This window comes from Streptomyces paromomycinus (genome assembly GCF_003865155.1).
GTDB classification, from domain to species: Bacteria; Actinomycetota; Actinomycetes; order Streptomycetales; family Streptomycetaceae; genus Streptomyces; species Streptomyces chrestomyceticus.
In genome coordinates, this window is record NZ_BHZD01000001.1 from 4877439 (window position 1) to 4888742 (window position 11304).

An 11304-nucleotide genomic window follows, 5' to 3' on the forward strand; every position below is an offset into this window, starting at 1 on the left:
TCCGTTGGGTGGGGTGAGAGTTCACCGAGAGCCCCAGCAAGCAGTCGGCAGAGACAAGGAAGACACCCGTGAGCGACGTCCGTAACGTGATCATCATCGGCTCCGGGCCCGCGGGCTACACCGCCGCGCTCTACACCGCCCGTGCCTCCCTGAAGCCGCTGGTTTTCGAGGGCGCCGTCACCGCCGGTGGCGCGCTGATGAACACCACCGAGGTGGAGAACTTCCCCGGGTTCCGCGACGGCATCATGGGCCCCGACCTGATGGACAACATGCGTGCCCAGGCCGAGCGCTTCGGCGCCGAGCTGGTGCCGGACGACGTGGTCGCGGTCGACCTGACCGGTGAGATCAAGACCGTCACCGACACCGCCGGCACCGTCCACCGCGCCAAGGCCGTGATCGTCACCACCGGCTCCCAGCACCGCAAGCTGGGCCTGCCCCGTGAGGACGAGCTCTCCGGCCGCGGCGTCTCGTGGTGCGCCACCTGCGACGGGTTCTTCTTCAAGGACCAGGACATCGCCGTGGTCGGCGGCGGCGACACCGCGATGGAGGAGGCCACCTTCCTCTCCCGCTTCGCCAAGTCGGTCACGATCATCCACCGCCGCGACACGCTGCGGGCCAGCAAGGCGATGCAGGAACGCGCCTTCGCCGACCCGAAGATCAACTTCGTCTGGGACAGCGAGGTCGCCGAGCTGCACGGCGAGAACAAGCTCTCCGGCCTGACGCTGCGCAACCTGAAGACCGGTGAGACCTCGGAGTCCCCGGTGACCGGCCTGTTCATCGCGATCGGCCACGACCCGCGCACCGAGCTGTTCAAGGGCCAGCTGGAGCTGGACGACGAGGGCTACCTCCAGGTGGAGGCCCCGAGCACTCGTACGAACATCACGGGTGTCTTCGCCGCCGGCGACGTCGTCGACCACACCTACCGCCAGGCCATCACGGCGGCCGGTACCGGCTGCTCCGCGGCCCTGGACGCCGAGCGGCACCTCGCCGCGCTCTCGGACAGCGAGGACGTCCCCGAGCCGGAGAAGACCGCCTCCGCCTGACTCCGCCCCTGACGCCCCCAGCCCCACCCCACCCAGTAAGGAGACTGCCATGGCCGGTGCCACGGTGACCGTGACGGACGCCAACTTCGAAGAGGTCGTTCTCAAGAGCGACAAGCCCGTACTCGTGGACTTCTGGGCCACCTGGTGCGGTCCGTGCCGCCAGATCGCCCCGTCGCTGGAGGCCATCGCCGCCGAGCACGAGGAGATCGTCATCGCGAAGCTGAACACCGACGAGAACCCGACCATCACCGCCAAGTACGGCGTCATGTCGATCCCGACGATGAACGTCTACCAGGGTGGCGAGGTCGTGAAGACCATCGTCGGCGCCAAGCCGAAGGCGATGCTGGAGCGCGAGCTGGGCGACTTCCTCGCCTGATCGCTCTCCGCGACCCGCACGAACGCGAACGGGCCCGCCCCTCCGGGGTCCGGGCCCGTTCGCGTTCGTGCGCTCCCGCTCTTCAGAGCGGACGCAGGGCCGGTTCCTTCTGCACCGCGCCCAGGAGGCGGTCGAGGGCCATCTCCACGTCTTCCTTCCACGAGATCGTGGTGCGCAGTTCCAGCCTCAGCCGGGGGAAGCGGGGATGCGGGCGGACCGTCTTGAAGCCGACGGCCAGCAGGTGGTCGGCGGGTAGCACGCACGCCGGCTCCGACCAGCGGGCGTCACCGAACGCCTCGACCGCCTTGAAACCGCGGCGGATGAGGTCCTTGGCCACCGTCTGCACCATCACCCGGCCCAGCCCCTGCCCCTGGTACCCGGGCGTCAGCCAGGCCGTGAGGAGCTGTACGGCGTCCGGGGACACCGGGCTCGTGGGGAAGGCCGTGGAACGCGGTACGTACGCGGGCGGGGCGTACAGCACGAAGCCGACCGGGACGTCGTCGACATGGACCACCCGGCCGCAGGAGCCCCACTCCAGCAGGACGGCCGAGATCCAGGCTTCCTTCTCCAGCTCGGGCCGGCCCGCTCTCACCGCGGCTTCGCCGCTGACGGGGTCGAGTTCCCAGAAGACGCAGGAGCGGCAGCGCTTGGGGAGGTCCGGAAGGTTGTCCAGCGTGAGCGGTACGAGCCGACGGCCCATGAAGACAGGTCCTCGCTTCCCTCGCCCGCCGCACCGCGCGATGCCGTCCGCACGTCCCGCTCGCTGAGCAGGCCACCGACGAAACCACCGACTGCCCCGAGGCCGAAGCCCGCTGCCAGCAGTCCGGTGCGGCTCACCGTTCGCATGGCTTACTCCTTGTTGTGGGGGTTTCCACGTGGATGTGCGCCATACCCGATCGCATCGTATCCACGGTCCGCGTATGCGGGTACCGCCACACAGCAAAGGGCGGGCCGTGTTCCGTAATCCGCTGGGAACACGGCCCGCCCTCCGGGCTCGGCCACTCGGTTCAGTCGTCTTCGCCGTCGTCCTCGGTGAGGCTCTTGTCGAGCACCCGGCCCTCGCCGGGGGCCATGGTGCCGAGGATGCGCTCCAGATCCTCTATCGAGGCGAACTCGACGACGATCTTGCCCTTCTTCTGTCCGAGATCGACCTTCACCCGGGTTTCGAAGCGGTCGGACAGCCGGGAGGCCAGGCCCGTCAGGGCGGGGGAGACCCGGGTGCCGGCCCGCGGCTTCTTCGCCTTGGTGGTACCGGCGGGCTCGGAGCCCATCAGCCGCACGATTTCCTCGACCGACCGCACCGAAAGTCCCTCGCGGACGATGCGGCGCGCCAGCTCCTCCTGCTCGTCTGCGTCGTCCACACCCAGCAGGGCGCGCGCGTGGCCGGCGGAGAGCACCCCGGAGGCGACTCTGAACTGCACGGATGTCGGGAGCTTCAGCAGCCGCAGGGTGTTGGAGACCTGCGAGCGCGACCGGCCGATGCGGTCGGCCAGCTCGTCGTGGGTGCAGCTGAAGTCCCGCAGCAGCTGGTCGTAGGCCGCGGCCTCTTCCAGCGGGTTCAGCTGCGCCCGGTGGAGGTTCTCCAGCAGGGCGTCGAGCAGAAGCTTCTCGTCCTCGGTCGCACGGACGATCGCCGGGATCCGCTCCAGGCCGGCCTCGCGGCAGGCCCGCCAGCGCCGCTCGCCCATGATGAGCTCGTACCGCTCGGGACCGGTCTGCCGGACCACCACCGGCTGGAGGAGGCCGACCTCCTGGATGGAGGTGACCAGCTCCGCGAGTGCCTCCTCTTCGAAGACCTCACGCGGCTGCCGCGGGTTGGGCGTGATCACATCGAGCGGAAGCTCCGCGAAGTGCGCCCCCGCCACCTCTTCCGTCACGGCTGCCGCCGCTTCGGTCTTCTGCGGCTCTTCCGTTTCACGTGAAACGCTCCTGGCCGCGATCGAGGTGACCTTGGCCGCCGCCACCCCACGGTCCGGCGGCATGGCCGGCACCGCGGACGGCGAAGTCGCTCCCCGGCCCACCACGGGCGCGGCGCTGTCCGCTGCCTGCGGTGCCGCGGGGATCAGCGCACCGAGCCCACGGCCCAGTCCTCTACGTCGTTCGCTCACTGATTCCCCTCCGACATGCTGTGCTGTGGTTCATAGTTCACGGTGAGCCCCTCGGAGCCGATCCCGGCCTGAGCGACTCCACGCAAGGCAATCTCCCGGGCCGCCTCAAGGTAGGACAGCGAGCCGCTGGAACCCGGGTCATAGGTGAGGACTGTCTGCCCGTAGCTGGGCGCCTCGGAGATACGCACCGAACGGGGGATGCTGGTGCGCAGCACCTCGCTGCCGAAGTGGTTACGCACCTCCTCCGCGACCTGGGAGGCCAGCCGGGTGCGGCCGTCGTACATGGTGAGCAGGATCGTCGACACGTGGAGCTTGGGGTTGAGGTGCCCACGCACCAGGTCCACGTTGCGCAGCAGCTGGCCGAGTCCTTCCAGCGCGTAGTACTCGCACTGGATCGGGATCAGCACCTCGGCACCCGCGACCAGTGCGTTGACGGTCAGCAGGCCGAGCGACGGCGGGCAGTCGATGAGGATGTAGTCCAGCGGCTGTTCATAGGCCTTGATGGCCCGGTCCAACCGGCTTTCCCGTGCCACCAGCGAGACCAGTTCGATCTCGGCGCCGGCCAGGTCGATGGTGGCCGGCGCACAGAACAACCCCTCCACGTCGGGCACCGGGACCACGACGTCGGCCAGCGGCTTGCTCTCCACCAGCACGTCGTAGATGGAGGGGACTTCGGCGTGATGGTCGATGCCCAGGGCCGTGGAGGCGTTGCCCTGCGGATCGAGGTCGATGACCAGGACGCGGGCGCCGTGCAGAGCCAGCGAGGCGGCAAGGTTGACCGTCGTGGTGGTCTTGCCGACCCCGCCCTTCTGGTTGGCGACCACCATGACCCGGGTGTTCTCGGGCCGGGGCAGGGCTTCTCCGGAGCGGCCGAGCGTCTGAACCGCCAGCTGAGCTGCACGACCGATCGGGGTGTCGTCCATGGGGGACGGCGTTTCACGTGAAACGTCATCCCCGAGCGACTCGCTACGGGGACCGGGGACCGGATCGGTCATCGGGCCCGCGATGTTGGCGTCGGACCGCAAGGATTCACTCTCCTCGACATCAGGCTCGCAGTGCTCAGAGCCTGCCATGCTTTCGGTGTCGTGAACCAGTGAGGTCCGCTCTCCTGTGGATGAACCCACCTCTGTGGATACTTCCGTCACCCCTGGGGGCTTCCGGTCACGCGGCGCGGCAGCCGCGCGACCACGGCTGATGATTCCATGCAGCAGAGAACGACGTTTCACGTGAAACACGATGACAGCGTTGCGTCCGTTTTGTACGCGACACTCCGCTTTGTGTCATTTTGTTGGTTTTACTGGGGTAGTCAGCAGGGCTACCGCCCCGCTCAGCGGCGCCGCCCCCGCTGCGCCCGGCTGGGCCGGGCCGCCTTCGCGCGCTTGGCCGCGAAACGCACCCCACCAGGGCTCTCGCCGACCTCGACACGGACCACGGTCGACAGCGGATCCACGACCCCTTCACCGACCTGGACGACCGAGGTCTCCACGACACCGAGCTTGCTCAGCGCGGCGCGGGCTCCCTTCAGCTCCTCCTCGGCCGTGTCCCCCTTGAGCGCCAGCATCTCGCCGTAGGGACGCAGCAGCGGCACCCCCCAGCCCGCCAGCCGGTCGAGCGGCGCCACCGCACGCGCCGTCACCACATGCACCTGCGGAAGCTTGCCCATGACCTCTTCCGCACGGCCGCGCACCACCGTGACGTGGTCCAGCCCGAGCAGCTCGACCACCTCCAGCAGGAAGTTCGTCCGCCGCAGCAGCGGTTCCAGCAGCGTGATCTTGAGGTCCGGCCGCACCAGGGCCAGCGGAATGCCCGGCAGCCCCGCACCCGAACCGACATCACAGACCGTGACGCCCTCGGGCACCACCTCGGAGAGCACCGCGCAGTTCAGCAGGTGCCGCTCCCACAGCCGCGGCACCTCACGCGGACCGATCAGACCTCTGCGTACGCCCGCGTCGGCGAGCAGCTCGCCGTAGCGCACGGCCTCCGGAAAAAGCTCACCGAACACCTCACGCGCCACATCCGGCGCCGGTGGGAGCTCCGCTGCTGCGTCCGTCACGGGAAACGCCCTTCCTCTGGACTGTTATAAGGCTGACAAGATGTGGCCCCGCCTGCGAGACAGACGGGGCCGGTGACATCAAGCTGTGCGGGGCTCTGGCCGTCAGGCCGGGAGGACCACCACACAACGCTGGGGCTCTTCGCCCTCGGACTCGCTGCGCAGCCCCGCGGCCGCCACCGCGTCGTGCACGACCTTGCGCTCGAAGGGGGTCATGGCCTTCAGCTTCACCGGCTCACCGGTGCCCTTGGCCTCCTCCGCCGCCTTGGCGCCCAGCTCCGCGAGCTCCTCGCGCTTCTGGGCCCGGTACCCGGCGATGTCCAGCATCAGACGGCTGCGGTCACCGGTCTCACGGTGCACCGCGAGCCGGGTCAGCTCCTGGAGCGCCTCCAGCACCTCACCGTCCCGGCCCACCAGCTTCTGCAGGTCACGGCTGGTCGAGTCGCTGATGATCGACACAGCGGCGCGGTCGGCCTCGACGTCCATGTCGATGTCGCCGTCGAGATCGGCGATGTCCAGCAGGCCCTCGAGGTAGTCGGCCGCGATCTCACCCTCCTGCTCCAGGCGGGTGAGGGTGTCGGTCCCCTCGGCGGCCGGGGTCCCCCCTGTCGACGACGAGGGGCGGGTCGTGTCCGTCACGGAAGGACTCCTTCTTACTTCTTGGACGGGTGCTTGGGCCGCTGCTGGCCCTTGCGTTGTCCGGACTTGGCGTTACGGGAGCCGGAGGCGGAGGAGCCGCCCTTCGGCTTGCTGTCCTGAGGTGCCTGCTTCTCCAGGGACTGCTTCTTCGAAGCGTCCGAGCCGGAGGCGTCGGAAGCGCTGGAGCCGGACCCCGCGCGGGTGCGCCGCTGCGCGCCGGCGCCACCGGCGGGCTTGCTGCCGCCGGCCTGCTTGCCGCCGGCGGCGGGCTGGGTCTGGCGCTGGGACTTGCTCTGCCGCTTGGGCTGCTGCCGGTTCTGGCGCGCCTCCTCGGCGACCTTCTTGGCCTCGACCTCGGCCGGGTCCTCCTTGAGCTTGCCCTTGGCACGCAGCCGCTGCTGACGCTCCTCGAACGCCTTGCTGCCCGGGGTCGGGTTCCGGCGGATGACGAACATCTGCTGGCCCATGGTCCAGACGTTGGTGGTCAGCCAGTACAGGAGAACACCGACGGGGAAGCCGGGGAAGCCGATACCGAAGACGGCGAACATGATCGGGAAGACGTACATCAGCATCTTCTGCTGCTGCATGAACGGCGTCTTCACCGTGAGGTCGACGTTCTTGGTCATCAGCTGGCGCTGCGTGTAGAACTGCGACGCCGACATCAGGACGATCATGATGACGGTGACCACGCGGACGTCGGTGACCGACGCACCCAGAGACTGGATCTTCTCCGGGGTGTCCAGGAACTTCGCGGCCAGCGGCGCGCCGAAGATGTGCGCCTTCTGCGCGCTCTCCAGCAGCGACTGGTTGATGACGCCGACCGTCTGGTTGTTCGCGATGTGGCTGAGGACCTGGTACAGCGAGATGAAGAAGGGCGACTGCGCCAGGATCGGCAGGCAGCTGGAGAGCGGGTTGGTACCCGTCTCCTTGTACAGCTTCATCATCTCTTCGGACTGACGCTGCTTGTCGCTCTTGTAGCGCTCCTGGATCGCCTTCATCTTCGGCTGGAGCGCCTGCATGTTCCGCGTCGACTTGATCTGCTTCACGAAGAGCGGGATCAGGCAGACACGGATCAGCACCACCAGCGAGACGATGGACAGACCCCACGCCGCGCCACTGTTCTCGTCGAAGATGAGGCTGTAGAACGAGTGGAACTGGACGATGATCCAGGAAACTGCGTAATAGAGAGGACTGAGGATCGTGTCCACGAATCAGGCTCCTTGGGCGGTGGGCTGAGTCTCAGGCTGTGCGGCAGGCTCAGGGACGGTGGATCCGCCCAGGCGGCTCCTCAGCCGCCGATGCCAGACCGGACGCTTCCGGGGTGGAACGCGGTCGACGCCACCGGGCGACCACGGGTTGCAACGCAGGATGCGCCAAGCCGTCAGCGCGGTCCCTTTCACCGCGCCGTGCCGGTCGATGGCCGTGTAGCCATAGTGGGAGCACGACGGGTAGTACCGGCAGACCGGCCCCAGCAGGGGGCTGATGGTCCACTGGTACAGCTTGATCAACAGCAGCAGCGGGTACTTCACCGCGGCTCCCTCCCCTGACCTCGGGTGGGGGGAACTCCATCCAGCAGCCGCTGCAGCGCGGTGTCCAGGTCACGGGCCAGCTGATCGTGGTCCGCATCGCCCGCGCCGGGCAGCGCCCGTACGACAACCAGGCTACCGGCGGGCAGCCGGTCCAGCCGGTCGCGCACGAGGTGGCGCAGCCGTCGTTTGACCTTGTTGCGGACCACGGCACCGCCGATGGCCTTGCTCACGACGAAACCCGCACGCGCCGGGGGAGGGCTCTCCCCCGCTGCGTGCGGGTCCGTTGCACCGCTGCGTAGATGGACGACGAGGAGCGGGCGCCCGGCCCTGCGTCCCCGGCGTACCGCGGTCGCAAAGTCCTCGCGCCGCCTCAGCCGATGCTCGGTAGGCAGCACGTCATGGACCTAGCTCAGGGCTCAGGCCGACAGGCGGGCGCGACCCTTGCCACGGCGGGACGCGAGGATCGCGCGGCCGGCACGGGTACGCATCCGCAGGCGGAAGCCGTGGGTCTTGGCGCGACGACGGTTGTTCGGCTGGAAGGTGCGCTTGCTCACTCGGGGGCTCCAGAGATGCTTGGTGTCTCCGGGGAGACAGGTGTGGGGTGTCGACTGGCTGTCACCGTGCGCCCACGAGTAGCTCGCAACGCCCGAGTGCACCGCTACTTCGATCACTTGAGCGCGATCTTTGCCCATCGGAGGCAGGCGGCAGCAGCCATCGACAACTCGACCTGGTTACGGTACGCGCGGCGGCGTCATCCGGTCAAACCGGCCCTCGGCCGGGACACACTATGCACAGCCTGTGGACAACAACTTGAATCACCAGGGTCGCCCTGACTACCGTGGGTCAACTCCGATTCCTTCCCGCCCGTCCTGAGAATCACACATTCGTGGGACCAGTGAGAGAGCGTGCTTTGTGGCCGACGTACCTGCCGATCTTGCCGCAGTGTGGCCACGCGTACTCGATCACCTCCTACGGACGGAGAGCGACAGCCTCAAGCCGAAGGACCAGGACTGGCTGAAGCGGACCCAGCCGCTGGCTCTGGTGGCGGACACCGCCCTGCTGGCCGTGCCCAACGAGTTCGCCAAGGGCGTGCTGGAAGGCCGGCTCGCGCCGCTCATCGGGGAGGCGCTGAGCCACGAGTGCGGGCGCCCGATCCGGATCGCGATCACCGTCGACGACTCCGCCGAGGAGCCACAGCCTCAGCAGCCGATGCAGCAGTCCCAGCCGTCTCCGCACATGCAGCAGCGGCATCAGCCCCAGCAGCCCCAGCAGCAAGGGGGACAGCCGGGGCAGCAGCACGATGCGTACGGCGGCTACGACAGCCGGCAGAGCGAGGGCTACGACAACCGGCAGGGTTACGGCCACCAGGACGACGACCTGCCCCACGTACGTCCCGCGTACCCGGAGTACCAGCAGCATCAGCAGCCCCGGCACGAGCCCGGCGCCTGGCCGCAGCACTCCGGGATGGGCGGCCAGGCCGGCCCCGGCCCGCGCGAGGACTACGGATGGCAGCAGCAGCGCCTCGGCGGATTCCCCGAACGCGATCCTTACGCGACGCCGCCTCCCGCACACGTACAGCAGCAGCACCAGCACCCCCAGCGGTCACAGGGCGACTACCGTTCGCAGGCTCCCGAGCACACCGGCCCGCCGCAGCACCAGCACTCCGAAGGCCACTCCCCGTACGAGCAGCAGCCGCCGCAGCGGCGTGACCTCGCCGAGCACCAGCCCCCCGCGCACATCCAGAACCCCGGCCCCGGCGGCCTGCCCGCGCCCAGCGGCGCCCCCGGCCCGCTCGCCGCGCAGCCCGCGCCGGCGACCGGCCCCGGCGAGCCGACCGCCCGGCTGAATCCGAAGTACCTCTTCGACACCTTCGTCATCGGCGCGTCCAACCGCTTCGCGCACGCCGCCGCGGTCGCCGTGGCCGAGGCACCGGCCAAGGCGTACAACCCGCTCTTCATCTACGGGGAGTCCGGCCTCGGCAAGACGCACCTGCTGCACGCCATCGGGCACTACGCGCGGAGCCTCTACCCGGGCACCCGGGTGCGGTACGTCAGCTCGGAGGAGTTCACCAACGAGTTCATCAACTCCATCCGCGACGGCAAGGCGGACGCGTTCCGCAAGCGCTACCGCGACATGGACATCCTGCTCGTCGACGACATCCAGTTCCTGGCGAGCAAGGAGTCGACGCAGGAGGAGTTCTTCCACACCTTCAACACCCTGCACAACGCCAACAAGCAGATCGTGCTGTCCTCGGACCGGCCGCCCAAGCAGCTGGTCACCCTGGAGGACCGGCTGCGCAACCGCTTCGAGTGGGGGCTGATCACCGATGTCCAGCCGCCGGAGCTGGAGACCCGGATCGCGATCCTGCGCAAGAAGGCGGTCCAGGAGCAGCTGAACGCGCCGCCGGAGGTGCTGGAGTTCATCGCCTCGCGCATCTCGCGCAACATCCGCGAGCTGGAGGGGGCGCTGATCCGGGTCACCGCCTTCGCCTCCCTCAACCGCCAGCCGGTGGACTTGGGCCTGACGGAGATCGTCCTGAAGGACCTGATCCCGGGCGGCGAGGACGCGGCCCCCGAGATCACCGCGACCGCCATCATGGCGGCGACCGCGGACTACTTCGGGCTGACCGTGGACGACCTGTGCGGATCGTCGCGCAGCCGCGTGCTGGTGACGGCGCGGCAGATCGCGATGTATCTGTGCCGAGAGCTGACGGACCTGTCGCTGCCGAAGATCGGGGCGCAGTTCGGGGGGCGTGACCATACGACGGTGATGCACGCCGACCGCAAGATCCGGGCATTGATGGCCGAACGGCGGTCCATCTACAACCAGGTCACCGAGCTGACGAACCGCATCAAGAACGGCTGACGCGGCATCGGCCACCGGCCGGCCGGAGCTTCGAGGGCGCCCCGGGGACGTAACCGCTCCCGGGGCGCCCTTCGTCGCTCGGCGGGCTCTCCGGACGTACGGCGCGGTTCTCGCGGACGTCCGGCAGGGCTCCACGGGCGTCCGGCAGGACTCCGAGAACGTACGGCCGGGCCCAGGCGGGCGTACGGCGGGCTCCCTGGCCCTGTGCGGCGCCGCCCCTCCGGCTCGTACGCAAGGCGCTCCGCCTCGCTCAGCGGGTTTCTCCGGCCCGTGCCGGAGGCCCGACTTCGCGGTCCGAAGGCGTCTTCACCGCGCCCCGCAGCCCCTTTGGCCCCGTCCCGCGACCGCCCCGACCTCGTCCCGACCCTGTGGAAGGCCACTGCTCTGTTCGATTCCTCGTCAGGTCACGGTCGTACTCCACAGATTGACCAAGATTCTTCCGTCCACATGCTGGGGACTGGGAAGTTATCCCGGTGGCTTCCACAGGAGGAGCGGCCGCAGGGGCATCAGCCGAGGTCAGCGGCGTGTGGATTTGTGGCTAACGCTCATCCACAGGGTGTGGACAGAGGATTCGTCCACAGGGGGTCGATCGCGTTGTCCACTGCCCGCCCACAGGTGGCCCGCGCTTGTCCCCAACTTCTCCACACCCCTGTCCACTGTTCGGCAAGGCGACACCCGCGCTCACCGGGCCGAG

General features: G+C 68.8%; 12 protein-coding genes. 3 read left to right on the forward strand and 9 right to left on the reverse strand.

Going from position 1 to position 11304, the window contains the following annotated elements:
• The first annotated feature begins 68 nt into the window (after positions 1–68).
• Together trxB and trxA are read left to right on the forward strand one after the other, a co-directional pair.
• Positions 69–1043 (forward strand): thioredoxin-disulfide reductase, encoded by a 975-nt coding sequence (gene trxB, locus OEIGOIKO_RS20575; RefSeq protein WP_125055285.1) that lies wholly within the window; start codon positions 69–71, stop codon positions 1041–1043.
• A 49-nt stretch (positions 1044–1092) separates the two neighbouring features.
• Entirely contained in the window at positions 1093–1419 is a 327-nt protein-coding gene (gene trxA / locus OEIGOIKO_RS20580) for a thioredoxin (RefSeq protein ID WP_125055286.1), read from the forward strand.
• Positions 1420–1501: 82 nt separating this feature from the next.
• Here the strand turns inward: trxA and OEIGOIKO_RS20585 are convergent, their stop codons facing one another.
• The 9 genes from OEIGOIKO_RS20585 to rpmH all read right to left on the reverse strand — a co-directional run bounded on the left by OEIGOIKO_RS20585 (position 1502) and on the right by rpmH (position 8299).
• Positions 1502–2119: a GNAT family N-acetyltransferase gene (locus OEIGOIKO_RS20585; protein ID WP_125055287.1), complete on the reverse strand. Its 618-nt coding sequence runs from the start codon at positions 2117–2119 to the stop codon at positions 1502–1504.
• 307 nt (positions 2120–2426) lie between these two features.
• Positions 2427–3527 carry a ParB/RepB/Spo0J family partition protein gene (locus tag OEIGOIKO_RS20590; RefSeq protein ID WP_125055288.1) on the reverse strand — a complete coding sequence of 367 codons (1101 nt, stop codon included), beginning with the start codon at positions 3525–3527 and terminating at the stop codon, positions 2427–2429.
• Positions 3524–4600 (reverse strand): AAA family ATPase, encoded by a 1077-nt coding sequence (locus OEIGOIKO_RS20595; protein ID WP_125055289.1) that lies wholly within the window; start codon positions 4598–4600, stop codon positions 3524–3526. Before OEIGOIKO_RS20595 ends, OEIGOIKO_RS20590 begins: the two co-directional genes overlap by 4 nt.
• 254 nt (positions 4601–4854) lie before the next feature.
• Positions 4855–5580: a 16S rRNA (guanine(527)-N(7))-methyltransferase RsmG gene (rsmG, locus tag OEIGOIKO_RS20600; RefSeq protein ID WP_030017065.1), complete on the reverse strand. Its 726-nt coding sequence runs from the start codon at positions 5578–5580 to the stop codon at positions 4855–4857.
• Positions 5581–5682: 102 nt separating this feature from the next.
• Positions 5683–6216, reverse strand: coding sequence for a Jag family protein (locus OEIGOIKO_RS20605; protein WP_030017064.1), 534 nt, complete (start codon positions 6214–6216; stop codon positions 5683–5685).
• A gap of 14 nt (positions 6217–6230) precedes the next feature.
• Positions 6231–7424 (reverse strand): membrane protein insertase YidC, encoded by a 1194-nt coding sequence (gene yidC / locus OEIGOIKO_RS20610; RefSeq protein ID WP_125055290.1) that lies wholly within the window; start codon positions 7422–7424, stop codon positions 6231–6233.
• Positions 7425–7427: 3 nt separating this feature from the next.
• Entirely contained in the window at positions 7428–7745 is a 318-nt protein-coding gene (gene yidD, locus OEIGOIKO_RS20615; protein WP_125055291.1) for a membrane protein insertion efficiency factor YidD, read from the reverse strand.
• Positions 7742–8140, reverse strand: a complete 399-nt coding sequence (rnpA, locus tag OEIGOIKO_RS20620) for a ribonuclease P protein component (RefSeq protein ID WP_030017062.1) — start codon at positions 8138–8140, stop codon at positions 7742–7744. The genes yidD and rnpA overlap by 4 nt, the downstream gene beginning before the upstream one ends.
• A gap of 21 nt (positions 8141–8161) precedes the next feature.
• Entirely contained in the window at positions 8162–8299 is a 138-nt protein-coding gene (gene rpmH / locus OEIGOIKO_RS20625; protein ID WP_003949374.1) for a 50S ribosomal protein L34, read from the reverse strand.
• 358 nt (positions 8300–8657) lie between these two features.
• Here rpmH and dnaA point away from each other — a divergent pair, with 358 nt between their 5' ends.
• Positions 8658–10610 carry a chromosomal replication initiator protein DnaA gene (gene dnaA / locus OEIGOIKO_RS20630; RefSeq protein ID WP_125055292.1) on the forward strand — a complete coding sequence of 651 codons (1953 nt, stop codon included), beginning with the start codon at positions 8658–8660 and terminating at the stop codon, positions 10608–10610.
• The last annotated feature ends 694 nt before the right edge of the window (positions 10611–11304 follow it).